28 protein-coding genes are annotated in these 23562 nt (G+C 61.9%); 11 read left to right on the forward strand and 17 right to left on the reverse strand.

From position 1 onward, the window contains the following. Positions 1 to 21 precede the first annotated feature (21 nt). The 3 genes from C443_RS07295 to C443_RS07300 all read right to left on the reverse strand — a co-directional run bounded on the left by C443_RS07295 (position 22) and on the right by C443_RS07300 (position 2182). Positions 22 to 1005 carry an isocitrate/isopropylmalate dehydrogenase family protein gene (locus C443_RS07295; protein ID WP_005535171.1) on the reverse strand — a complete coding sequence of 328 codons (984 nt, stop codon included), beginning with the start codon at positions 1003 to 1005 and terminating at the stop codon, positions 22 to 24. Between the two features lie 87 nt (positions 1006 to 1092). Then, positions 1093 to 1317 carry a hypothetical protein gene (locus tag C443_RS21180; RefSeq protein ID WP_152423027.1) on the reverse strand — a complete coding sequence of 75 codons (225 nt, stop codon included), beginning with the start codon at positions 1315 to 1317 and terminating at the stop codon, positions 1093 to 1095. 124 nt (positions 1318 to 1441) lie between these two features. Then, complete coding sequence (locus C443_RS07300; RefSeq protein WP_005535172.1) at positions 1442 to 2182, reverse strand: HFX_2341 family transcriptional regulator domain-containing protein; 741 nt, start codon at positions 2180 to 2182, stop codon at positions 1442 to 1444. Between the two features lie 236 nt (positions 2183 to 2418). Here C443_RS07300 and C443_RS07305 point away from each other — a divergent pair, with 236 nt between their 5' ends. Then, positions 2419 to 3339, forward strand: a complete 921-nt coding sequence (locus tag C443_RS07305) for an ATP-grasp domain-containing protein (RefSeq protein WP_005535173.1) — start codon at positions 2419 to 2421, stop codon at positions 3337 to 3339. A 596-nt stretch (positions 3340 to 3935) separates the two neighbouring features. Here the strand turns inward: C443_RS07305 and leuD are convergent. The 7 genes from leuD to C443_RS07340 form a co-directional block, all read right to left on the reverse strand. After that, entirely contained in the window at positions 3936 to 4580 is a 645-nt protein-coding gene (gene leuD / locus C443_RS07310) for a 3-isopropylmalate dehydratase small subunit (protein WP_005535174.1), read from the reverse strand. Beyond that, on the reverse strand, positions 4577 to 5998 hold the full coding sequence (leuC, locus tag C443_RS07315; protein WP_005535176.1) for a 3-isopropylmalate dehydratase large subunit: 1422 nt from the start codon (positions 5996 to 5998) through the stop codon (positions 4577 to 4579). Before leuC ends, leuD begins: the two co-directional genes overlap by 4 nt. Next, on the reverse strand, positions 5995 to 6261 hold the full coding sequence (locus C443_RS07320) for a hypothetical protein (RefSeq protein WP_005535178.1): 267 nt from the start codon (positions 6259 to 6261) through the stop codon (positions 5995 to 5997). Before C443_RS07320 ends, leuC begins: the two co-directional genes overlap by 4 nt. Further along, the gene (gene ilvC / locus C443_RS07325) at positions 6254 to 7285 is read right to left on the reverse strand and encodes a ketol-acid reductoisomerase (RefSeq protein ID WP_005535180.1); all 1032 of its coding nucleotides are present in this window, start codon (positions 7283 to 7285) and stop codon (positions 6254 to 6256) included. Before ilvC ends, C443_RS07320 begins: the two co-directional genes overlap by 8 nt. Before the next feature lie 82 nt (positions 7286 to 7367). Further along, complete coding sequence (gene ilvN, locus C443_RS07330) at positions 7368 to 7955, reverse strand: acetolactate synthase small subunit (RefSeq protein WP_005535182.1); 588 nt, start codon at positions 7953 to 7955, stop codon at positions 7368 to 7370. 14 nt (positions 7956 to 7969) lie between these two features. Continuing rightward, positions 7970 to 9724 (reverse strand): biosynthetic-type acetolactate synthase large subunit, encoded by a 1755-nt coding sequence (gene ilvB / locus C443_RS07335; RefSeq protein WP_005535184.1) that lies wholly within the window; start codon positions 9722 to 9724, stop codon positions 7970 to 7972. A gap of 345 nt (positions 9725 to 10069) precedes the next feature. After that, positions 10070 to 11314, reverse strand: coding sequence for a LeuA family protein (locus C443_RS07340; protein WP_080505461.1), 1245 nt, complete (start codon positions 11312 to 11314; stop codon positions 10070 to 10072). 126 nt (positions 11315 to 11440) lie between these two features. On the opposite strand from C443_RS07340, the gene C443_RS07345 reads away from it, so the two are divergent. Beyond that, complete coding sequence (locus tag C443_RS07345) at positions 11441 to 11743, forward strand: DUF5779 family protein (protein WP_005535188.1); 303 nt, start codon at positions 11441 to 11443, stop codon at positions 11741 to 11743. 112 nt (positions 11744 to 11855) lie between these two features. Here C443_RS07345 and C443_RS20765 read toward each other — a convergent pair whose 3' ends face one another. Both C443_RS20765 and C443_RS07350 read right to left on the reverse strand, forming a co-directional pair. After that, positions 11856 to 12134, reverse strand: coding sequence for a hypothetical protein (locus tag C443_RS20765; protein ID WP_005535190.1), 279 nt, complete (start codon positions 12132 to 12134; stop codon positions 11856 to 11858). Between the two features lie 119 nt (positions 12135 to 12253). Beyond that, complete coding sequence (locus C443_RS07350; protein WP_005535192.1) at positions 12254 to 12940, reverse strand: VOC family protein; 687 nt, start codon at positions 12938 to 12940, stop codon at positions 12254 to 12256. A gap of 121 nt (positions 12941 to 13061) precedes the next feature. On the opposite strand from C443_RS07350, the gene C443_RS07355 reads away from it, so the two are divergent. Continuing rightward, positions 13062 to 13742, forward strand: a complete 681-nt coding sequence (locus C443_RS07355; protein ID WP_005535194.1) for a hypothetical protein — start codon at positions 13062 to 13064, stop codon at positions 13740 to 13742. A gap of 47 nt (positions 13743 to 13789) precedes the next feature. Then, positions 13790 to 14221 (forward strand): hypothetical protein, encoded by a 432-nt coding sequence (locus C443_RS07360; RefSeq protein WP_005535196.1) that lies wholly within the window; start codon positions 13790 to 13792, stop codon positions 14219 to 14221. Here C443_RS07360 and C443_RS07365 read toward each other — a convergent pair. The 3 genes from C443_RS07365 to C443_RS07370 form a co-directional block, all read right to left on the reverse strand. Then, a complete protein-coding gene (locus C443_RS07365) occupies positions 14209 to 14418 on the reverse strand; it encodes a ribbon-helix-helix domain-containing protein (RefSeq protein WP_004515598.1) in 210 nt (69 codons plus the stop codon). The genes C443_RS07360 and C443_RS07365 overlap by 13 nt on opposite strands. A 44-nt stretch (positions 14419 to 14462) precedes the next feature. Next, the gene (locus C443_RS21645; protein ID WP_005535198.1) at positions 14463 to 14633 is read right to left on the reverse strand and encodes a hypothetical protein; all 171 of its coding nucleotides are present in this window, start codon (positions 14631 to 14633) and stop codon (positions 14463 to 14465) included. Between the two features lie 245 nt (positions 14634 to 14878). Next, positions 14879 to 16054 carry a M24 family metallopeptidase gene (locus C443_RS07370; RefSeq protein WP_005535199.1) on the reverse strand — a complete coding sequence of 392 codons (1176 nt, stop codon included), beginning with the start codon at positions 16052 to 16054 and terminating at the stop codon, positions 14879 to 14881. Positions 16055 to 16188: 134 nt separating this feature from the next. Between C443_RS07370 and crtD the strand changes: the two genes are divergently transcribed. The 7 genes from crtD (at position 16189) to C443_RS07405 (ending at position 22359) form a co-directional block, all read left to right on the forward strand. Next, positions 16189 to 17676: a carotenoid 3,4-desaturase gene (gene crtD / locus C443_RS07375; RefSeq protein WP_005535202.1), complete on the forward strand. Its 1488-nt coding sequence runs from the start codon at positions 16189 to 16191 to the stop codon at positions 17674 to 17676. Between the two features lie 3 nt (positions 17677 to 17679). After that, positions 17680 to 18564 carry a prenyltransferase gene (locus tag C443_RS07380; protein WP_005535204.1) on the forward strand — a complete coding sequence of 295 codons (885 nt, stop codon included), beginning with the start codon at positions 17680 to 17682 and terminating at the stop codon, positions 18562 to 18564. Next, on the forward strand, positions 18557 to 19438 hold the full coding sequence (cruF, locus tag C443_RS07385; RefSeq protein WP_005535205.1) for a bisanhydrobacterioruberin hydratase: 882 nt from the start codon (positions 18557 to 18559) through the stop codon (positions 19436 to 19438). Before C443_RS07380 ends, cruF begins: the two co-directional genes overlap by 8 nt. Before the next feature lie 85 nt (positions 19439 to 19523). Continuing rightward, the gene (locus C443_RS07390) at positions 19524 to 20360 is read left to right on the forward strand and encodes an RAD55 family ATPase (RefSeq protein ID WP_005535206.1); all 837 of its coding nucleotides are present in this window, start codon (positions 19524 to 19526) and stop codon (positions 20358 to 20360) included. A 133-nt stretch (positions 20361 to 20493) separates the two neighbouring features. Continuing rightward, positions 20494 to 21366 carry a hypothetical protein gene (locus C443_RS07395; RefSeq protein WP_005535207.1) on the forward strand — a complete coding sequence of 291 codons (873 nt, stop codon included), beginning with the start codon at positions 20494 to 20496 and terminating at the stop codon, positions 21364 to 21366. Further along, complete coding sequence (locus C443_RS07400) at positions 21359 to 22003, forward strand: hypothetical protein (protein WP_005535208.1); 645 nt, start codon at positions 21359 to 21361, stop codon at positions 22001 to 22003. The genes C443_RS07395 and C443_RS07400 overlap by 8 nt, the downstream gene beginning before the upstream one ends. A 32-nt stretch (positions 22004 to 22035) precedes the next feature. Further along, positions 22036 to 22359, forward strand: a complete 324-nt coding sequence (locus C443_RS07405; RefSeq protein WP_005535209.1) for a transcription factor S — start codon at positions 22036 to 22038, stop codon at positions 22357 to 22359. Positions 22360 to 22405: 46 nt separating this feature from the next. On the opposite strand, the gene C443_RS07410 is transcribed toward C443_RS07405, so the two are convergent. Beyond that, on the reverse strand, positions 22406 to 22591 hold the full coding sequence (locus tag C443_RS07410) for a hypothetical protein (RefSeq protein ID WP_049943956.1): 186 nt from the start codon (positions 22589 to 22591) through the stop codon (positions 22406 to 22408). 166 nt (positions 22592 to 22757) lie between these two features. After that, the gene (locus C443_RS07415) at positions 22758 to 23537 is read right to left on the reverse strand and encodes a winged helix-turn-helix domain-containing protein (protein WP_005535212.1); all 780 of its coding nucleotides are present in this window, start codon (positions 23535 to 23537) and stop codon (positions 22758 to 22760) included. Positions 23538 to 23562: the final 25 nt, after the last annotated feature.

A 23562-nucleotide genomic window follows, 5' to 3' on the forward strand; every position in this document is an offset into this window, starting at 1 on the left:
GATAGAACACGAGAAAACGGTCTACAGTTCCTCGATAACCGCGGCGGTCACGTCCTCAGTGGATGCGTCGCCGCCCAGGTCCGGCGTCCGAGGCCCGGAATCGAGTACGGACTCGACAGCCGTCCGAACTGTATCGCCCTGTTCGTCGTAGCCGAGGTGGTCGAGCAACATCGCTGCGGAGAGTATCATTGCCGAGGGGTTGGCGATTCCCTCACCGGCGATATCCGGTGCGGAGCCGTGGACCGGCTCGAACAGCGCGTTCTCCTCGCCGATGTTGGCCGACGGCAACAGGCCGAGACCGCCAACGAGGCCCGCGGCGAGGTCCGATAGCATATCGCCGGCGAGGTTCGGACAGATAACGACGCCGTAGTCCTGTGGGTTCATGACCAAATGCATCGCGAGCGCGTCCATGAGCGCCGTGTCGTAGGACGCATCCCGGTCCTCGCCGACCGCCGACGCTGCATCGAGGAACAGCCCGTCAGTGGTGCGCATGACGTTGGCCTTATGCGCAATCGTCACGTCGTCATAGCCGTTCTGCTTCGCGTAGCTGAACCCGTATTCGGCGATCTTCTCGGATGCGTCTTCGGTGATGACCCGCGTGCAAGTGGTGACGCCCTCAGAAATCTCGCTCTCGATTCCCTTGTAGACACCTTCGGTGTTCTCCCGGATGAAAACGATGTCCGTGTCGGGCTGGACGGCGTCGAGTCCCGGATACGAGCGGGCCGGGCGGACGTTGGCGAAGGAGCCGACGACCTGCCGAAGGGGCAGGATAACGTCGGCCGCTGTCTCGCCGGCTGCGCCGAACAGCGTCGCATCGGCGTCAGCCGCCAGTTCGCGTGTCTCCTCCGGGAGCGCTTCGCCGGTTTCCGCCTTCACCGCGTCGCCGGCCGCACCCTCGACGAAGTCGAAGTCGACAGCGTCGATGGCCTCAAGTACCTCGACCGCGGCGGGTGTGACCTCCTGTCCGATTCCATCGCCGGGAATAACGGCTATCTCGTGTGTCATAGCGGGAGGCACGTAGCCGGCTGGTGAAAGTGGTTCGGTTCGCTGGTTCCATAGGCTACTCGGGAGGTATCGGGGTCCGGCAAGCGGTTATTGCTGGAGCCGACCCGGGTCCAAGGCAGCGCCATGCTCGTACAGTGCGTCAGCGGTGGACCGTCCCGACCCGGCGAGCCGGAGGACGGCTCCGGGTCGAGACAGGGATGGCAGCGCGGTGGCACGGCTCCCCAGCGAGCGCATCGAACTGGTGGAGGGCCGAAGCGACGGGAACAGCGCGTCGCCGGGGACCGTGCGCACCCGAGTATTGTGGTGGTTCATATGTATTTACTACCTCAATACTATCAATACTATAGATACTACAGATGGTAATTTTACTATTTATACTATCTGTCCATCGAGTATTGCCGCCGCCGAAGTAGTGACAGCGAGGCCGACACCCGTTTCAGAGCTTATGTCGGAAGGCGTGGAGGACGTTCTCGCCGGTTTCAGTCAGTTCGATCTGTTTCGTCCGACCGACATCCTTGACATCGATGTAGCCGTCTTCGACCAGCGGGTCGACGATGTTGGCGTTCAACAGCGCGAACTTCGCCTTCTCGTTTGCCGGGTCGGCGTCGTCGATAAACGAAAGACCAGCGTCCTCGGCGAACCCGATGAGGTCCGACTTCTTCGCGGTATAGGTATCCGTGTTCGTCCGCTTGAGATAGTCCAGCACCGCGACTTGGTCGCGGGATATCGCCTCGATAGGGTAGGAAGGGAGGACCTCCGCACGCTCCATCCCGCGGGTGAGTGGCTCCGCAGAGACAGATGGGACGTGTTCCTCGGGATGGACGTAGTACGCCGTTGCTGCCGTCGCCATACACGCGATAGCGCTCCCGATAGCTGCCACCTTCGGCCCGCTAGAGACGTTAACGCGCACGATGTCTTCCGGATGATCGGCGGTCAGCGTCGTAACCTCGGCCAGCACGTCGTAGAGGTCGTGTAAATCCGATCGATGTAGCTCGACGCTGACGCCGTTAGCGTCCAGTTCCTCGACGAGTGCCTGCTGGTACGGCGTCAACCGTGACGGCTCCGTCGTCGCTGTGAGGAGGTACACGTCGTCGGCGTTGTGCTGGTGAATCGGTTCGGCGATCCGGTCACGCTCGTGCCCCAGCGGCGCGATGTGTATCTCGCGGATCTGGTCCATGCAGGAAGAACGCAACCGGCTCTCGTATTGCTTTTTACATCCCTAATAGGATTGCTCTGTTGAATAGCGACCTCTGAGCTACCGTGGAACCACCCCAGTCTTGAGACCACCAGCGCCAGCTACTAACAAGCCGATTCAAATTCCAACCACCTCGACTAACACCGCTATTCAACAGAACAGTGCTAACAATCTCCTACCAAAGAGCGTTAGTCTTTTTCATTGTTTATTATTCGCCAATGACTGATCAGTCCTCTGCCAGAATTGGTATCGTCACCGGTGAGACAACCCCCGACTTGACCGAGGATGGGCAAGCATTACAAACGGAGTTACGCAATCGCGGCCTCTTGACGGAGCCAGTTCTCTGGACGGACTCGACGGTAGAGTGGGACAGCTTCGATGCAGTGCTCGTCCGCTCCTGCTGGGAGTACCACACTCAACTGGATGCCTTCCAGAACTGGCTGGATCGTATCGAGAACGCGGATGTCGTACTGTTGAACTCAGCCAACACAATCAGATGGAACCACCACAAGTTCTATCTCCGCGATCTCGAACAAAGAGGTGTCTCGATTCTCCCGACGACGTGGATTGAACGGTCCACCGAAATCGATCTCAGGACGGTGCTAGAAGACAACGGCTGGCAAGAGGTTGCGGTAAAACCCGCTGTCGGCACCAGATCGGCCCGTATCTGGAGGACCTCTCTCGACGAAGCTCGAGACCACCAGCAGCGATTCGAGGACCTGGTTTCAAGTAGCGACGTTCTCGTTCAGCAGTTCGCCCCCGAAATCGACAACGGCGAGCGGTCACTGGTCTTCTTCGAAGGTAGTTTCAGCCATGCCACTAGACAGCTTCCAGCTGCAGACGATTTCCGCGCTCACCCCAATTACGGCGGAAGCTCAGAACCGTACGAGCCACCCCGTGAGATAGTGGAGCAGGCCGCAGCCGTCCTTGAAGCTGCAGGAAAGGAACTAGGAATTAGCCCAATTAATTTCCCGTACGCCCGGGTGGATGGTGTCGAACGAGGGAGCGAATTCCTGCTGATGGAACTCGAACTCATCGAGCCGTACCTGAGTCTTGATGCCGGCAACAATGCCGTCACTGCGTTTGCAGATGCCATTGAAGCAAATCTATCTCGGCATGCGACCGCTCGCCGAGACTAACCGTAGCTCTCCACGAACCGACGACTGATTACTCGCTCTCAATATTGGACGCCACTCACTTAAATAAACATATCCCGTACAGAAGTAGATATACGGAGACGTATTGAGAAGGAGCAAGCTATTGAACGTCGACCTGCTGATACTTGTAGTATACTATATGTGTAACCTGAGATGAGAAGATAGCGATTAACAGCCAACTAGTATTACCTGATGGTGGCTCAAGAACTTCTACGATGAGTGCCGAGAGGATAATTACCCCTGCAATTGTCCAACAGTCGACAATGTTACCGATAACGCCAGTATTAGACACATTACGCGATAGTGTCGAATGAGTATTATGTTTTGCTAGTCCAGAGATAAACCAGAATCGCTAACGAGCGGTTCGGTGGAACGGTCTAACGTGTGGATGCTTCGATGGCTTTCAGGACTGAACTACGTAGATTCATGGCTGCTGTTAAACTGCAACAACAAGCGGTCCGCTCGTGCTCACGGCTGTGCCGTTCGCACAAACCGAGGTCACAAAGTGACCTCGCGTCAATCGTCCGCTTCTGCGAACCGGACGCTTACGCAGAGAACACGCAGAGCGGTTCTCGTAGTTAATCGTCCGCTTCGATATCCGACCGCGTCTGATCGAGGTACGGCAACTCCGAGGCCGTCTCCTCGATAGCGTTCTGGTTGGCCTTCATCAGCGCCGTCGTGTCCCAGTTGCCCTCGACGAGGGCCTCGCGCTGGGCGCGGTCGACGCTGACGTTGATCTCGTTATCGCCGTAGGTGACTGTCTCCGCCCGCACGTCGACCTCAATCTTGCCGTCGGGGTTGTCATCGACCCACTGCTGGAGCGCGTTGATCGTCTCGTGGTCGGCGGTAACCGTCGGGATACCAAGCGCCAGACAGTTCCCAGCGAAAATCTCGGCGAAGCCCTCGCCGATGATAGCGTCGATGCCCCAGCGCATCAGGGCCTGTGGCGCGTGTTCGCGGGAGGAGCCACAGCCGAAGTTGTTGTTGACCACCATCACATTCGAGTCCTGGAACCGCTCTTCGTTGAACGGATGGTCCTTCTCGTTGTCCTCGTCGTCGAACCGCAGGTCGAAGAACGCGAACTCGCCCAGTCCATCGAAGGTGACGACCTTCATGAACCGCGCGGGGATGATCTGGTCCGTGTCGATGTCGTTCCCGCGGATCGGGATACCAGACCCTTCGACGTAGTCGACTTCGGGGATGTCCTCCGTGGCGTCGCTCATGCCAGGGTCACCTCCTTCAGGTCGCGTACGTCAGACACTTCGCCGGTGATCGCCGCGGCGGCCACCATCCGGGGATTCATCAGGACGGTCCGGCCGTCCTTGCTGCCCTGTCGGCCGACGAAGTTCCGGTTGGAGGAGGAGGCACAGGCCTCGTCGCCCTCCAGCTGGTCCTCGTTCATGCCCAGACACATCGAACAGCCGGCGTTACGCCATTCGAAGCCGGCTTCCTCGAAGATGTCCTTCAGGCCCTCCTCCTCGGCAGCGCGCTGGACGCGCTGGCTGCCGGGGACGACGAACGCCCGTACGTCGTCGGCGACCTGCCGGCCCTTGACGATGCGGGCCGCGCGGCGGAGGTCGGGCAGTCGAGCGTTGGTACAGGATCCAAGGAAGGCCACGTCGATGTCGTACCCTTCCATCGTCTCGCCGGGCTCGACGCGCATGTGGTCCTGAGCGCGGCGGGCGGTGTCGACCTTGTCGTCGGCCAGGTCCTCGGGCTCCGGAATCGGGTCGTCGATGCCGATGCCCTGGCCGGGCGTGGTCCCCCACGTGACGACGGGGTCCAGTTCGCTGGCGTCGATTTCGACGACGTCGTCGTACTCGGCGTCGTCGTCCGAGCGGATCGACTCCCAGTACGGCTTGAGTTCCTCGAATTTCTCGGGGTGTTCCTGGAAGTAGTCCGTCTGTTCGAGCCACTCGTAGGTGGTCTCGTCGGGGTTGACATAACCCGCGCGAGCGCCGCCCTCGATGGACATGTTACAGATGGACATTCGGCCTTCCATGTCGAGGTTCTCGATGGTCTCGCCGGCGTACTCGTAGACGTAGCCGACGCCGCCCTCGGTCCCGAGCCGGCGGATGATTTCGAGGATGATGTCCTTGGCCTCGACGCCCTCGTCGAGTTCACCCGTGACTTCGATCTTGCGGACCTTCTGTTTCTCCATCGCGATTGTCTGGGTGGCCAGCACGTCGCGGATCTGGCTCGTCCCGATACCGAACGCGAGCGCGCCGAACGCGCCGTGGGTCGAGGTGTGGCTGTCGCCACAGACGATGGTCTTGCCGGGCTGGGTGATGCCCTGCTCCGGGCCGATGACGTGGACGATGCCCTGATCGCCCGTCGTCGGGTCCGAGAACTGGATGCCGGCGTCGCGAACATTCTCTTCGAGTTCCGCCATCATCGTCTCGGCCGCGTCGTCGCTGTAGGGCCGGTCCTGATTGGCGGTCGGCACGATGTGGTCGACCGTCGCGTGGGTCAGGTCGGGGCGTGCGACCTCAAGGCCACGCTCTTTGAGCATGCCGAAGGCCTGCGGGCTGGTGACCTCGTGAATGAGGTGCAGCCCGACGAACAGCTGGTCCTGACCGTTCGGCAGGGTCGTGACTTTGTGCTGGTCCCATACCTTGTCGTACAGCGTTCCCGAACTCATACTGTCTCGTCCCGTCCTTCCGTTCCACGCTCGTACGCGCGAGTGACACCCTCATCGGGTGCTTCGTGATCGATGTCTTCCATCGTCTCGTCGGTCTCCTCCTCCGCGTCGCGTTCGCCACCGTCGGCGGCCACAACCGGGCCGCGGCGAAACACCGCGCCGAAGGTTCCGTTCGTTTCGGGGTGCGTGTGCTCGATGCTCCCCATCGTTGTGCGTGAGTCGTTCTGTTCGCCGTCCGTTGGATTCGTGCGTTCGTTAGTCATCTGCTGGAGCTTCTGTCTTCTCTGCGTCGGCGTCCTCACCCCACGCGAACAGTTCGCGCAGGTTCTCGCCGACGGCTTCGATCTGGTGGTTCTGTTCGGCGTCGCGATACTGCTTGTAGGCGGGTCGGTTGGCCTGATTCTCGTTGATCCACTCGCGAGCGAACTCGCCGTTCTGGACCTCTTCGAGGATCTTCTCCATGCCCTCGCGGTCGATGACCTCTTCGCCGCGGGTCAGGCCGCCGTACTCGGCGGTGTCGGAGACGGAGTTCCACATCCCCATGTGGCCGCCCTCGTACATCAGGTCGACAATCAGCTTGAGTTCGTTCAGACACTCGAAGTAGGCCATCTCCGGCGCGTAGCCGGCGTCGACCAGCGTCTCGAAGCCGGCCTTGACCATCTCGGTGACGCCGCCACAGAGGACGGCCTGCTCGCCGAAGAGGTCCGTCTCGACCTCTTCCTGGAAGGAGGTCTCGATGACGCCGGCTCGGGTGCAGCCGATGCCCTTCGCGTAGGCCAGCGACTCCTGCTTGGCGTTGCCGGTCGCGTCCTGATACACTGCGATGAGACCCGGCGTCCCCTCGCCGCGTTCGTAGGTCCGGCGCACGAGGTGGCCGGGCGACTTCGGCGCGACCATCGTCACGTCGATGTCTTCCGGCGGCTCGATCTGGCCGTAATGGATGTTGAAGCCGTGGGCGAACTGGAGCGTGTCGCCGGCGTCCAGTTCGTCCTCGATGGCCTCGTAGACGGCCGGCTGAATCGTGTCAGGGACGAGCATCACGACGCGGTCCGCCTCGCCGGCGGCCACGTCTGGCGTCTCGACACGGAGACCCGCGTCCTCGGCGTCGGCCCACGACGAAGAGTCCTCGCGGAGGCCGACGATTACGTCGACGCCGGACTCATGAAGATTCAGCGCGTGGGCGTGGCCCTGCGACCCGTAGCCCAGTACGGCTACGGTCTCGTCGTCGATAGTCGATACGTCAGCGTCCTCGTCGTAATAGACTGTTGTGGTAAGTTCGTCAGACATCTTTCTCTAGTGTTTTCGGGCCGCGTTCCAGTGCGGCGGCCCCGGTTCGCACCTGTCTCTTATACACATCTCTGATGGCGNGTCAGACATCTTTCTCTAGTGTTTTCGGGCCGCGTTCCAGTGCGGCGGCCCCGGTTCGCACGATTTCCTGCACATCGAACTGCTTGAACGCCTCGATGGCGGCGTCGATCTTCTGCTTGCTACCCGTGATTTCGACGGTGACCGAATCGGTCGATGCGTCGACGGCCTGCCCGTCGTACATATCAGCAACAGCGTTGACGTCGTCGGGCTTCTCGCCGCTGACTTTCACCAGCGCGAGCTCCCGACGGACGGCCTCGCCTTCGAGTTCCCTGACCGAGACGACGGGCACGAGCTTCCGAAGTTGCTTTTTCGCCTGGTCGATCCCCGGTTCCGGCTCCTCGATGAGGATCGTCATCCGGGCTGTGTCGTCGTCGACTGTCGGCCCGACGGTCAGGCTTTCGATGTTGAATTGCCGTCGGCTGAACAGCGCCGACACCTCCGAAAGCACGCCCGGTCGATGTTTGACCAGTGCGGACAGCACCGCCTGTCGCGGTTCGTGTGTCACTTCGGCCTCGGGGTCGACGCGGATTCCCTGCGTGTTACGTCGGCCCTTCGGGCGCATCCGTTCGTCCGGCGCGGGGCCTGGCATTCCTCCAGTCATTGTTAGATCATGTCCAGATGGTCTTCGTTGAGCGCGAACTGGCCGTTGTCACCGCCGCTGGGGACCATCGGGAAGACGTTCTCCCCGGGGTCGATGTGGGCGTCGATGACGCTCGGGCCGTCGTACTCGCGTGCTTCCTGTATCGTCTCCTCGACATTGTCGTAGGATTCGAGCGTGAACCCGCGTGCGCCGAAGGCCTCAGCGAGCTTGTCGAACTGCGGGATCCATGGGTACTCGGAGGCCATCCGGCGGCCCTCGTAGAAGCCGTCCTGCCACTGGCGGACCATCCCGACCGCCTCGTTGTTCAGGACGACGTAGGTGATATCGAGTTGCTCGCGCACCGCGACCGACAGGCCCTGAACAGTCATCAGGAACGAGCCGTCACCGTCGAAGCAGACAACTTCCTGATCCGGCGCGGCGAGTTTGGCACCGATGGCGGCTGGCACGCCGTATCCCATCGTCCCGAGACCGTGGGACGACACCCACGTCCGGGGCTCGGTGTACTCCCAGAACTGGGAGGCCCACATCTGGTGTTGGCCGACGCCGGTACAGACGATAGTGTCGTCCGGCGTCATCTCCGAGAACTGCTCGACGACGCACTGCGGCTTCAGCGGCTCGTCGTCGGGCGTGTCGTAGTCCATCGGGTACTCGTCTTTCCAGGTCTGGCACTGGTCGCGCCACTCGTCGGCGTCCGGCGCGCGCGGCATCGCGTCGAACAGCTGCCGGAGCACGTTCCGGGCGTCTCCGATGAGCGGGTAATCAGCGTAGACGTTCTTGCTGATTTCGGCGGGGTCGATGTCGACGTGGATGACCTCCGCGTCGGGGGCAAAGGAGTCGACGCCGCCGGTCAGGCGGTCGTCGAAGCGCGTCCCGATAGCCAGCATGCAGTCGGTGTTGCTGATCGCCATGTTGGCGTAGCCGGTGCCGTGCATCCCGGCCCACTCAAGCGAGAGTTCGTGGTCTTCGGGGAAGCTCCCAATGCCGGGCATCGTCGTGATGACCGGGATCTCGTACTCTTTTGCGAACTCCCGGAGCGCGTTTGAGGCGTCTGCCTTGATGACGCCGCCGCCCGAGAGGATGACCGGGCGGTCGGCTTCGGCCAGGGCCTCTGCGGCTTCCTGAACGTTTTCGTCGTCTGCTTCCTCAGGCACGTCGTAGGTCTCCGGCGTCTCGGGAGCGCCGGGTTCGACCTCGGTGTCGCCCTGCGTCACGTCCTTCGGCAGGTCGACCAGCGTCGGTCCCTGCCGGCCGGCGTCAGCGAGCGCGAACGCTTCGCTGACGTTGTCGCCAACGGTGTCTGAGTCGGCGGCGAAGTAGCTTTCCTTCGTGATCGGCTGGGTGATGCCGACCGTGTCCGTCTCCTGGAACGCGTCGTTGCCGACGAACTCCGTCGGGACCTGCCCGGTCAACGCGATGACCGGGTCCGAATCCATGTTGGCGTCGGCAATGCCGGTCACGAGGTTCGTCGCGCCGGGGCCGGACGTGGCGAAACAGACGCCGGGGTCGCCGGTGACGACGCCGTACGCGTCCGCCGCGTGTGAGGCCCCCTGTTCGTGGGCCATCGTGACGTGGTTGATGTCGGAGTCGTACAGCGCGTCGTAGACGGGCATGATCGCGCCGCCCTGAACGCCGAAGACGTAGTCGGTCCCGGCGTTTTCAAGCGCGCGGATGACCGACTGCGCGCCCGTTGTGACCGGCTCCTGTTCGGTTTCTGGCTCCGCTTCTTCTTCCTTGGGGACGGATGCGCGTTCGCTCATCGTGTCATCCCTCCATCTGTTCGTGTTCGGGGTCGATACCGCGGTGATGTGTGTGCTGCGTGCATGACTGATGACTCTGTGGTGGTATGGCGAATCGATTCGGCCGGGGGTGAAAAGGTAAAGAGAGGGGCTATAGTGCCCCTACAATACGCACGCCGAGAATAGCGGTCGCGGTGCTGGCGGAGGTTCGAACCTGACGCCCAGCAGCCGCGGTCATCACATCCGAATGCAGTTCGTCCCGAATAATAAACGTTCTGTGATAGTTGTTGGCGGGCAGCCGTTCGAAACCAGGTACTCACCGGTGGCTGCTCACTCGTAGTGACGGCCGGAAGCGAGGTCATTGGCCTACGCCCGGACCTCCTCGCTCTCCTCGGTCACGCCGATTTCCTCGGCGAACCGTTCAAGCACCGACATGGTGACTTGCTCCTCCGCGCCGTACTCCTTGACGCGGCGAGTCACTTCGCGGACCTCCGCCTCGCTCGGATCGTATCCGGCGTCGACGAGCCGTTCCCGGACCGAATGAGCGCCGGTGTGCTTGCCGAGCACGAGCTCGCGCGTGGCCCCGACCATCTCGGGAGTCATGACGCCCGGCTCGAACGTGTCGGAGTTCTCGATGACGCCGGCGGCGTGGATACCGCTCTCGTGGGAGAAGGCGTTGCGCCCGACGACGGGCTTGTTCGCCGGCACCCCGATGTTGGACTTCTCCTCGACGATCCGCGATAGCTCCGTGATGCGGGTGGTGTCGATTCCGGTGTCGACGTCGTAGAGCGACTCCAGCGCCATCACGACCTCTTCGTAGGCCGCGTTGCCGGCGCGTTCGCCGATGCCGTTGACCGACACCTGCGCCTGGCTGGCTCCGGCCTCGAAGCCGGAGATGGCGTTGGCCGACGCCAGGCCGAAGTCGTCGTGCGTATGCACGTCGATATAGGCGTCGGTGCAGTCGTCGACGATCTCAATGAGGTCATAGAACCGCCGCGGCGTGGCGACCCCACACGTGTCCGGAATGTTGATCCAGTCCGCCCCCGCCGCGGACGTGGCCTCGATGACTTCGACGAGGAAGTCCTCGTCAGTCCTCGTGGCGTCCATCGGCGAGAACATGCATTCGACGCCCGCATCTTTGATCATCTCGACACAGTCGACGGCAGTGTCGAGTGCCTCCTGACGGGTCGCGTGCATGGAATCCTGCAACTGTACGTCCGACGTCGAGACGAAGGTGTGGACCATATCCACACCAGAATCCAAGGCCGCCTCGATGTCTTTCTCGACCACACGCGCCAGTCCGCAGGTCGTCACTCGCGTGGACTCGGCGATGTCGCGCACTGCCTCGAACTCCGCGTCGGAGTTGACGGGGAACCCGGCTTCGATGACGTGGGTGCCCATCTCGTCGAGCAGCGCGGCTATCTCGCGTTTGTCCTCGTAATTGAACGACGTACGTGGTGACTGCTCACCATCGCGCAGCGTGGTGTCGAAAATCCGTGCGTCTGTAATCTCAGACGTGGAATCCAGTGTGCCCTGGAAGAACTCGATCCGCCGGAGATTCCGACGTGCCCTCGTTGTTGGACATAAGCACCCGTAACTGGATGCTTCCAGTATTTATACTTGTTCATAAGACGGTGGCACGTGCACATGGCACACGGAAACAACCGCAGACAGTGCGACTGCCGCGCGTCAGACAGGTGGGGAGGATTTTTGCTCTATCCGCCCATGTGTGTGGCTATGAGTGATTTCGAGGGGCTGGACCTACAGGCCGTGGAGGACCAGATGGATGAGGACCGTGATGGGGCCGGCAGCAATCGCGTCGTGCTCGGCGTGCTTGACGGGTCGGAGTCGCCCGACCAGTGGATCGATACCATCGAAAACGGGTCGGTATTGGTCCTCAATGTCGAGGGTGACCTGAACGAACTCGCCGCCGGGTTCGCCCGACCGGTCCGGGAGGCTGGCGGCGAGCTGATGCACTTCCGCGGGTTCCTGATTGTGACACCGCCGGGTGTCAGCATCGACTCTGAGCGGCTGGATTGACCAGTAAAACAGGTGTATTCACCGAGCGATCCTGTAGTGGGCGATGTGTTTCTCTAGTCGTCGAAACCGCAGGCGTAGCAGTTTCAGCCGTTGGGAAGGCTAGCGCGACCGCTCACGGAGAGAGAAGTCGGTGCACCAGTCCGTTCCATGCGCGAATGCCGTGGTTCCACGCTTGCCAGTAGGCGTCGAAGAACCGAGACGTTCCGCGGCTAGTGTGGTTCGGTCGGGTCGTAATCGGTGCGTGGCACCCCGGGCAGCGGTAGTGCGTGCTACCGCGCCGTTCGACCACGGCCCAGTCACCGTCGTACCTGCTCTGGTGCCCACAGTCCGGACAGAACAGCGTCGCCTTCGCAGGGACATCGTGCTTGGTCCGGGAGTCAGTCGGGGACATCCTCGACTCGAACGTGGCCCTCGATACGAAAAGAACCTACCTATGAGGGGCCTATACGGCTACTAGTACAGGGGGAGGTCATTATATCCGCTCCGGGTGGCACGGAGAACGGTGGCCGCTTACGCAGAAACCAGCGTCAGGTAGTGGCCGTCCGGATCCCGGATTCGCACGCCCTCGTCGACGGAGGTGACCGAGAGGGCGTCGTCAGCGACCTCCCTGGCCGTCGATTTCGGGTCGTCGGTGACGACGCCGAAGTCGACGTGGACGCCGCCGCGGGCGTCGGCGATGCCAAGCCGTGGTGACCAGAGTTCCAGGTCGAGGTCGCCGGTCGAAAGCCGAACGCGGCCTTCGTCGCGGCCGTCGTCAACTAGTTCGAACCCCAGGGTAGTGTAGAACTCCACTGCCGAGGAGAGGTCCTCGACTTCGAGGACAAGTTCGAACAGGCTCGTGACGCCAGTGCCGTCGACCGCCCGCTCACCGAGTTCCACGCAGTTACCCTGCGGATCGTAGAAATACAGCGAGCGCGCGTCCCCGAAAGAGTGTTCGACCAAGTCGAAGCGCTCGTCCAGTCGGTCGTACCAGTCGTCGTACTCCCGCTCGGGAATCGTGAGCGCATAGTGCGTGTGGAGCCCACCGCGCGGAACCGCCCCCGGCGCGCGGAGTCTGATCTCGGTGTCGCCGGCCGCGAGCACAGCCTCGTCTGTCCCCTCTGAAAGTACGTCGAGTTCCAGAAAGGCCTCGTAGAACGCCGTCGCACGGTCGGGATACTTCACTTCTAGCGTGAGCCACGCGGGCGATGAGAGCATATCGGCGCTTCGACCGCCACCGACAAAGCCGCTGTGGACGCCGTTTCGAGGGCGAAACAACCCCAGCACGCGTGTTTCCCGTTCTCGACCATTTATTCCCGTCAGGCTCGTACGGAAGCGTATGCCAATGAAAGGTCAGGACGAAGCGACAGAGTGGCTGGAGACGAATCGCTGGGAGCGCGGCGTGAGCTACATTCCGTACCCCGACGAAATGATGGTCCGGGCGAGCCACGTCCTCAAAACGGAGGCCGGCGTGTTCGTCGTCGACCCGATAGACGTCGACGGTATCGACGACCTGTTCGCCGAGTTCGGCGAGGTCGCCGGTGTCATCATCCTGCTGGATCGGCACAAACGCGACAGCGCCGCCGTTGCGAACCGACACGATGCGTCGGTGTATATCCCCGACTGGATGTCAGGTGTCGAAGAAGATATCGATGCACCGGTCGAACGCATGCACCAACAACTGCCGGGCACGGACTACGGCGTTCACAAGATTATCAACAACGGATTCTGGCAAGAAGCCGCGCTGTATGGCGACGAAGACGACACGCTCGTCGTCCCCGAGGCGGTCGGGGCGGCGGACTACTTCCTCGCCGGCGACGAACGCCTCGGCGTCCATCCGATGTTGCGTCTGTTCCCGCCCAAGAAGCTCAGCCGCCTCGATCCCGAGCGAGTCTTAGTCGGACACGGCGAGGGCGTGATGGAAGACGCTGCCGAGGCCATCGCCTACGCACTTCGCGGGTCCCGCGGCCGGACACCGGGGCTGTACGCGAAGAACCTCAAGTCGCTCGTGCTCGGCTAAATCGGGTCAAACGACGCCGTTTTACCCGGGCCGTGCGAAGGTATGGCGTGGTCTACGTCACACGCGGACTCGTCGAAACGCTGTTACGGCTCGCCAGCGAGGCCGAACCTGATGACGTGACGATTTCGCTGGCCGTCACGCCTGCAGAGGAGCTTCCTGATGCGGATCTACCGGACGAGACGCCGGTATTCACTGATTTTTATCTCCCGTCAGCGGGGGCCTCAGTAAATGCAGTGTTTGGCGTCGATCTGGGGACGCCGGCCGGCCAGACGCAGGGTCGGTTCGTCTCTCATCCCGACGGATACATGGGAGTCAGCAAGACTGATGACCTGCACGAGGTGGTCTTCGTCGGCATCCCGCCGTGGGATCTCGACGCCTTCGGAGCCTTTGATAGAGCCGGACAGGCGCAGGAGATCACAGTTCTCGATATCGAGCCGCCCGAGAAGTATCCGCAGTACCGACCCGACTACTCCAGATAGCCCAGGTCCCGCAACTGATCGGTAATATCCTGGAACTGCGCTTCAGTCAGTTCTCCTTCACGCTGGTGTTCGACGACGATACTCCGGAGTAGGAACCGAACGAGGTCGGAGGTACTGGAGAAACTCGTCCCTTCGATCGTCTCTTCGACGCGCTCCGCGAGGTCCTTCGGAATCGATACTGTGGTGTAATCGGACATATCGAAGTGGAGGCGTGCCGTCGGGATATGCGTTGTGTCCCAGTTCAGCGCGGGTCCGTGGCCTCAGTGTCGAACTGGCCCATCGTGGCGTGATTGGTCGGCGAGAACATCTTCGGCGCACGGCGGGACCGGGACTGGTCATCCGCGACGTCGAAGGGCAGCGTGGTTGTCGGGTACGAGTCGTCGTTTCGGGGGGTCGTGATTCGTGTTGTCATCCTGGGGGTCGTGTCGGCCGTCGTCTGTGGTTCGTGGGCGGTTCGGTGTCGGGTCGGCGTGCGGGGCGTACGTCGGATACAAGCATTAGGTATCACCACCTTTCGACCCATCAATAATAAATGTTCATGATGGTGGCGCGGAAAATACTGGGGCATGGTAACAAGTACGTTGATTAGGAATGCACATCTGGAACCGATGGCCAAAATGAGACTTCTACTACGACTTTCGGGCCTCTTCGGCTAGCTCAGACGACGAACTGGATCTCGTACTCGGTCAGGTTCTCGTAGCCGTCAGCGGTGACGACGGCGATGTCCTCGATTCTGACCCCGCCGACAGCAGGGTCGTAGAGGCCGGGCTCGATAGTGACGATGTGCCCCGGTTCGAGTTCGCCGCCGTTCGGTGACAGCTGTGGGAGTTCGTGGACATCCAGCCCGACGCCGTGGCCAGTGCTGTGGATGAACCCCGTCTCAGTTCGGTCGTCGTCACGCAGCGTCGGTTCCCCGGCGTCCTCGTACACATCACAGACGGCGTCGTGTACGTCCGCGCCGGTCGCGCCGGGTTCCAGTGCGTCGAACGCGGCTTCCATCGCACGCTCAGTGAGGTCGTACCACTCACGCACCGTCTCGCTTGGTTCGCCTTTCACGAACGTCCGCGTCATGTCGGCGTGGTACTTCGTCGCCTTGTCCTGCGGGAAGATGTCGATGATAATCGGCTCGTGGGCGACGAGCGGCCCGCTCCCAGAGTCGTGAGGGTCCGCAGCGTCCGCCCCGCAGGCGACGATAGTCTCGTCCAGCGAGCAGCCGTGCCGGAGCAGCGTCACCTCTATCTCCTCTTTCACTCGCTCGCTCGTCAGCGTCTCGCCGTCGACTTCGAGCGTGTCGTCTTCGGCGATATCCGACGCTTCGAGCAGCGATTCGGCTGCCGCCATCGCCGCTTCGTTGGCCCGCTGCGCCGTCCGGATGTGGTCGACTTCTGTCTCGGTTTTCGTTGCCCGGATTTCCGTGACGATGCCGTCGGTGTCCGCCGTCACGTCAACGCCGCGTGCCCGCAGGCTGTCTGCGGTCCGGAGCGGGAACCGCGGCGGCACGGCCACGCTCTCGACGTCGTAGGCCGCGAGGAAGTCCGCGAGAACGTGTGAAACGGCCTCGTCAGGGCCGTACTCCTCGACTTTCCGCTGATGGTCGAAGTCGACGTATCGTTCGACAGTCTCGGCCCGCGACTCGCGCTTAGCTCGGCCGAACTCGAGACTCCGTGGGAAGAGGAGATGCGTGTCACCATCGTATAGCGTGATGAACGGGTCCGGGGCGTCGAAACCAGAGAGATAGTACTGGTCTGACACCTCGGAATCCGCGTCAAGGAGGTAACCATCGACGCCGGCGTCATCGAGATATGCGTCCAGTGCTGCAAGGTCAGGTTCCATACGTGTCAGTCTGTTCCCCATGCCCATATACGTCTCCCACTGAGCCACTCGGTGTCCCGACATATGGCCACGAGTGCCATACCGATGCAGTTTGGCCGCTCATTTATTGACGTTCCAGCCCCTCAATACTAGTAATGAGTGACTTGTCCGGTGAAGACGTGACCGTTGTCGGTGGCGGTATCGGTGGGCTCTCCGCTGCGTGCTACCTTGCGGATGCAGGTGCGAACGTCTCGCTACTGGAGAAAAACGAGCAGCTCGGGGGCCGTGCGTCCCGGCTAGAAGTGGATGGCTTCCGGTTCGACATGGGTCCGTCGTGGTATCTGATGCCCGACGTGTTCGAGCGCTTCTTCGCGTACTTCGGGAAAGAGCCACGCGACTACTACGACCTCCAGCGGCTCGACCCGCACTACCGCATCTTCTTCAAGGACGGCGACCAGATCGACGTGACCGGCAACAACGACGAGATGCGCGAGAAGTTCGAGGAGTACGAGCCCGGCGCGGGTGAGGCGTTCGATGAGTATCTGTCGACCAGCGAACGTCACTACGAGACGGCGATGAACAAGTTCGTCTACGAGGACCGCTCGAAGCTTCGCGACTGGGTCGACCTCGACGTGATGACCGCCGCCCCGGTCGGCCTCCAGCTCATCGGCACGATGCAGAGCCACGTCGAGGACTACTTCGAGCACCCGAAGCTCCAGCAGATCATGCAGTACACGCTCGTCTTCCTCGGCGGTTCGCCCCGGACGACGCCAGCGCTGTACAACATGATGAGTCACGTCGACTTCAACCTCGGTGTCTACTACCCCGACGGTGGCGTCGGCGCGGTCGTCGACGGCCTCGTCGAACTCGGCGAGGAACTGGGCGTCACCTACGAGACCGACGCCGAGGTCGCGGAAATTTCCCGGCGGAAGGAAGGGTTCCTCGTCGAGACGGTCCACGGTGACACGACCCACCCTGACGAAGTGGTCGTCAACGCCGACTACGGCCACGCCGAGCGGGAACTCCTGCCGGACCACGAGCGCCAGTACGACGACGACTACTGGGACGACAAAACGTACGCGCCGTCCGCCTTCCTCATGTACATGGGCGTCGAGGGCGACGTAGAGCCGCTGGAACACCACACGCTCGTCCTGCCGACGGACTGGGACCCCCACTTCGACGACATCTTCGAGGAGCCGGCGTGGCCCGACGACCCGGCGTACTACCTCTGTGTCCCCTCGAAGACCGACGACACCGTCGCCCCCGATGGGCACTCGAACCTGTTCGTGCTGGTCCCTATCGCGCCGGGCCTGCACGACGGCGACGAGATCCGCGAAGAGTACCGCGAGAAGGTTCTCGCCGACATCGCCGACAACACCGGCGTGGACCTGCGCGACCGCATCGTCTACGAGAAGCAGTTCGCTGTCTCCGACTTCGGCGAGCGGTACAACGCCACCGAGGGGACCGCCCTCGGTTTGGCGCACACACTCCGCCAAACAGCCCTGCTGCGGCCCAACAACCGCTCGTCGGCCGTCGACGGGCTCTACTTCACGGGGTCGTTCACGACGCCCGGCATCGGCGTGCCGATGTGTCTCATCAGCGGCGAACACACCGCAGAGGCGCTCATCGAAGACACCGCCTGAGTAATGCCAGAACTCCCGACCGACCGTCTCACCGCCGTTATCCCGCCGGAGGAGACGCTCGTGGGCTACCTGTTGCGGCTCTCCCGCCCACGGTTCTGGCTCTACCTCGGTGGTCCGGTCATCGTCGGCGTCAGCTACGCAGCCGACGGCCCGGGAGAGCTGTTCTCGCCGCTGGCTATCGCGCTGTTTCTGTACTTCACAATTCCCGGGAACGTGTTCCTCTACGGCGTCAACGACATCTTTGACGCCGACATCGACGAACACAATCCCAAGAAAGACGACGGCCGGGAGGTCAGCTACCGTGGGGATAATGCCGTCACAGCCATCGTCGTCGCCAGCGGTGCGCTCGCGTTACTGTTCATCCTCGGATTGCCGACGCTCGGCGTTGTGGCCCTGATTGCCTGGATTGCGCTCTCCGTCGAGTACTCGGCTCCGCCGCTGCGGTTCAAGACGACGCCGTTCCTCGACTCCATCTCGAACGGCCTGTACATTCTGCCCGGTGTCATCGGCTACGCCGCTATCGAAGGGGTGGCCCCGCCAGCAACGGCGGTGGTTGGCGCGTGGCTCTGGGCGATGGGGATGCACACCTTCTCGGCAATTCCCGACATCGAACCCGACCGCGAGGCCGGCATTCAGACAACCGCGACGTTCCTAGGCGAGTCGAACACCTACTACTACTGCGTGATGTGCTGGCTCATGGCCGCGTTCGCGTTCAACTTCACGCACTGGGTGTTCGGCCTGCTACTGCTCGTCTACCCAGGCCTCGTCTTTGGGATTCTCGGCGTCGGCGTCGATATCGACGAGGCGTACTGGTGGTATCCGGCGATCAACACCATCGTCGGCATGGTGTTCACGCTCATCGCGCTGTGGGTGATGCTGTATGGGTAGCGGCGAAGACCGGACCATAGCGGGCTGGACGCTCCCGGAGACAAAGACCGACGCGACCGCACAGTTCGACCAGTTCGTCACCGAGAACCGGTTTACCATCGCTGTCGTCTTCCCGCTCGTCGGCGCGGTGACCTTGCTTGCAAGCGCCGAAGGACTCCTGCCCGATCCGCTCGCGTTCAACCCCTACTTCGTCCTGTTCGGGACGTTCGTGATGCGGCTTCCGCTGGCCGCCGGCGTCTTCCCGCTCGTAGACCGCCGTGCCGGGCTTGCGCTGGTCGCGCTGACGCTCTACTCCTACGGCATCGAACTCGTCGGCGTCCGGACCGGCTGGCCCTACGGAGAATTTAGCTACGGTGTCGACCTCGGCCCGATGCTGCTGGGCGAGGTGCCGTTCGGGCTCCCAGTCTTCTTCTTCCCGCTGGTCCTGAACGCCTACCTGCTCGTCCTGCTGTTACTCGGCAACAAAGCGGCGTCGACCGCTGTTCGACTGCTGGCGACGCTAGCGACGGTCATGCTCGTCGACCTCGTGCTCGATCCGGGTGCCGTGGCTATCGGCTTCTGGATCTACGAGGTACCCCAGTTCTACGGCGTTCCGTGGCAGAACTACGCCGGCTGGCTCCTGTCGGGCTCGGTCGCCGTTCTGCTGTTCGACTTCGGGTTCGACCGTGCAGGGCTCCGCCAGCGACTCCGGGACTGCCCGTTCATGCTCGATGATCTGGTGAGCTTCGTCCTGCTGTGGGGCGGTATCAACCTCTTTTACGCGAACTGGGTGCCTGTCGGTCTGGCCGCGCTGCTGGGGGCCGGCCTCCTCTGGACGGACCGCTTCGATTTCGACCTCTCGGAGACCCGGCTCGGCCGTGCCGTCTGGCGGTGACTGTCTCGGGACGCGCTGTCGCCACACTGACCATGTCCGCCGCGGCAGGCCAAGCGTTTAAGCGACCGCGTAGGTAGGTGGACGTATGAAGCGAATCCCGTTCGGAATCAGCCAGCTCGACTCCATCATCAACGGTGGAGCGCCCGCCGGGAGCGTCGTCCTGCTCTCCGGCGAGGCCGGCGCTGGCTCCCGGGAGTTCATGCATACGAGCGCTCTCATCAACGGGCTCGGGAAGGTAGACGGCGAGCTGCACGACCTCTACTACGGCGACCTCTCGGCCGACGCCGTTGCCCCGGAAGAAGTTCATTACATCTCATTTACCGCGAACGAGTCGCAACTGGTCAGCGAGATGCGGCTGGCGATGGACGACGACGTGGTCGACAAAGGGAGCGAGGCGGTCGAGTTCCACGACCTCTCGGAGCGGTACTTCCACATCAGTCCGGTGCCACGGGGCTGGTACGCCAGCGAAACCGCGTCGATCACCGACCTCCGAGCCCGTCACGAGCGGGAGGACCTGCTCGGGACGCTGGGCATGGTCCTGAACGAGGTGTCGGCAGGCAACCTCGTCGTCATCGACTCGCTGTCGGACCTCGTCAGCGCGACGGACGAGGAAGTCAGCTGGTCGGACATCAGCTCGCTCGTTCAGGGGATCCAGAAGGCGGCCCACCAGTGGGGTGGACTCATCCTCTTACACGTCAATCCAGAGACGCTGTCGTCGGTACAACACGGACAGCTCGTCGACGCCTCCCACGGCACAATGGAGTTCGCGTGGGAATCCGGCGGTTCCACCCGGGCCCGGACCCTCGTGGTCCAACAGTTCCGCGGCGTCCTCTCACAGATTGAGGACGAGGACATCGTCCAGTTCGAGACGGAACTTGGCGAGGCCGGCTTCGATATCAGCGACGTTCGCAAGATTCGATAGCGATAGTCGGCGGGACAACTGGCAGTAGCTGTCGACAGAGAACAACGAGAACGGTGCTGAGTGGTCGCTTCCACTCTCGGTATCTGAAATCGGCGGTAAACCCTTATCAGTCTTGTTCGTCAAGAGTGTCGTAATGTCCTCCGAGTCGACTGATGACGGAGGAGTGTACGTCGAGCTATCTGCAGATCTAGACGAGTGGCTGACCGAGCAGGCCGAGACGCTCGGCGTGCCTCGCGACGCCGTCATGGAGCAACTGTTGGCCGCATATATGACGGCAGCTGACTCGGACGACGAGATAGATGACCTGCTCCAGCCGTCGGCAGACGAACTGGATGCCGTCGTCGCTGCGACCGTGGACGAGAAGCTGAACGGCTCAGTCGAAGCGGCGACCGAGAGCGCTGTCAGTTCCCATCTCCCTGATATTGTCGACACGGTGGAACGCCAGCTCGCCGATCGGTTCGACGCGCTCGAAGCGGACTTTCAGACGAAGATCGACGACGTCCGCGAACGCGTCGTGCAGGTCAAACGGGAGGCCGACGCGAAAGCGCCAGCCGACCACAGCCACGAGGAGTTCGACCGCATCGAGACACTCACACGAGAGATCGAAGAGATAGAGACGGAACTCACCGCGCTTCGAGGTGAGGTGACCGACTCGCTCGAAACACAGGACGAGCGAGTCACCGACATCGACGCCCGTCTCGACGATGTCGAGGACAAACTCACCCGCGTCGCCTGGGTCGTCAGCGACCTCCGCGACGACCAGGGTGGCCGGGACCAGAACCAGAAAGCGGTCGACCGGCTGAAACGCGCCGCGGCACAGGAGAACATCTCGACGGCACGATGTTCGAACTGTGACGAACAGGTCGATATCGGACTACTGACCGAACCCCAGTGTCCTCACTGCAACACAACAGTGTCGGACGTGCGGCCCGAAGGCGGCATTATCCGCTCGAAGGCGCGGCTGGTGGCCGCAGCACAGCTTGAACCGGGCGAGACCAATGAGTGACGACGAACGAGATCCCTTCAACGAACTCGACACAGGTGAGGACCGCGAGGGCGACCCGTTCGAGCGCCTCGATGCGGGGTCTGGCGACGCGAACGACTCGGCAGATCCACGCCAGCCACCCGACGACGGGTGGCCGGGCAGCGAATCGAGCGACGAACCGGACGACGATGCGTCCGAGACGAGATCCAGTGCAACTGATGGTGATGATGATGACGACCTGCTCTCGGCCGTCGACACGGAAGAGTTCCGTTCGGATTCAGCGACTGAATCGGACAGTCCCCTTTCTGGGTCGTCACCCGACCCGGACGACCCGTTCTCGGGAATGGACGACCGCGGCGAGGACCCCTTCGGGAGTGGCGAGAGCGCGTTCGAGCGGGTCGACGTCGATCACATCGACGCGGACAAGGTGTGGGCAGAAATCGCTGAGGGTGACAATAGCGAGGCCACGCCCGAGAGCCGCTACGCGGAGGTCTCGAAGCACCGCTACTGCGAGCAGTGCGAACACTTCTCGGCACCGCCGAACGCACACTGCACGAACGAGGGGACCGAAATCATGGAGTTCCTCGACATGGAGACGGTCCGGCTGCTGGACTGTCCGGTCGTCGCCGAGCAACACGAAATCGAGGACGAGCAGTAACGGCTTTTTGTTTCGGTGTCCGACGAGCGTGTATGCAGTTCTGCGACGACTGTGGTTCGATGATGCACGCCGATGGTGACGAGATGGTCTGTCAGTCCTGTGGCGCGCGGGTCGCGAAAGACGAGGACCGCGCGGCGGCGTTCGTCAGCACGGACGAACAGAGCGACGACGAACTGATAGAGACCGAAGAAGGCTCGAACTTCGAGGGGAAGCCGACGGCTGACGACGTGACCTGTGAGGAATGCGGGCACGGGAAAGCGTGGTACACGATCAAACAGACCGGGTCAGCCGACGAACCGCCGACGCGGTTCTTCAAATGCCAGGACTGTGGCCACCGCTGGCGAGAGTACAACTGAACCTCTCCTCAGATATTTCTTATTAGTGAATCCAGACTCTAGAGCGTTAGATTCCGCGATATACAAAGAGGGCGAATAGGACGCCCAGTATCAAAGGGATGGCTAATCCGTATAGGCCCTCAGTAAACCTTTGAATTATTAGTGAAGAAGAAATTGTAACAAACGCCCATACTACAAGGGCCAGCTTGATACGTAGATACTCACCACCTATTTTATCAAATCCGTCAACCATATGACCACTCCCGATCTGTAAGTATTAAAACAGTACTGTTTCAACGCAACTTTCCCTACCCAGACGGTGTGTAGAGAGCTTGGTATGTAGACAGTGTGGGGGTATGATTTGCGGGAAAAACGGCTTTTCAAGCACTAAGAGTCGGCCACCGCTGGCGATAGTACAACTAGAGCAGCGAATCCAGAATCCGGAGTTCTTCCTCTTCAGATATTTTGTCGGAGTCCATACACGCGTGGACGACTTTGTGGACAAGCTCCGGGTCCTGAAACGGCTGTGGCGAGCCGCCGCCATCGGCGACGGTTTCGACCTGCCCTTCGAGTTCGGCCAGCTGTGCGGAGAGGTCTTCGACAGTCGACTGGAACGTAGTCAGCGTGGTGTTCACTTCGCCGGCCGCTGTCTCGACCGCCGTTGGTGAGCGGTGGCCGTCGGCGGGCGCAGTATCAGGGCCTGACGCTTGACTGTCGGCTTCGTCGGGATTGTCTGTTGACTCTGGCGATTGGGTATCGGATGCCTGGGTTTCTGCCTCGTCCGAGATCGTCGCAGATTCGTCTTCTCCATCGCTGAAAACGGCGTTTGCGAACGCTTCTCGGTTCGCCCAGTCGAACCCGTCGATCCCGTTGACGCGGTTGCTCACCGTCGAGGCAGTGACGCCGAGCTTCTCCGCGAGGTCTCGTTGGGACGCGGTGGGGTGTTTCTGGATTGCGCGGATCGTCTCACGTTCTGTCGACGAGAGATCCGCAGGGGCTGGATACGACTGTGACTCCGTCGACGGGTCACTCTGTGACTGGTCGGCTGTTTCGGTCTCGTCGGCCTCAGCCGGATCGCCGTGTTCCTCAAGAACTCGCTCGACCAGTTCCGCTGTCGCGCTCGGTACTTCGGCCGCAAGCTCTGCGATGGACGCCTCTGGGTTCTCGGCCGCTACGTCGAGTATTTGCTTGTGACGCATCGATTTGGGGGCCGTTCGGCCGTTC

It is taken from the genome of Haloarcula argentinensis DSM 12282 (assembly GCA_000336895.1).
Lineage (GTDB): Archaea > Halobacteriota > Halobacteria > Halobacteriales > Haloarculaceae > Haloarcula > Haloarcula argentinensis.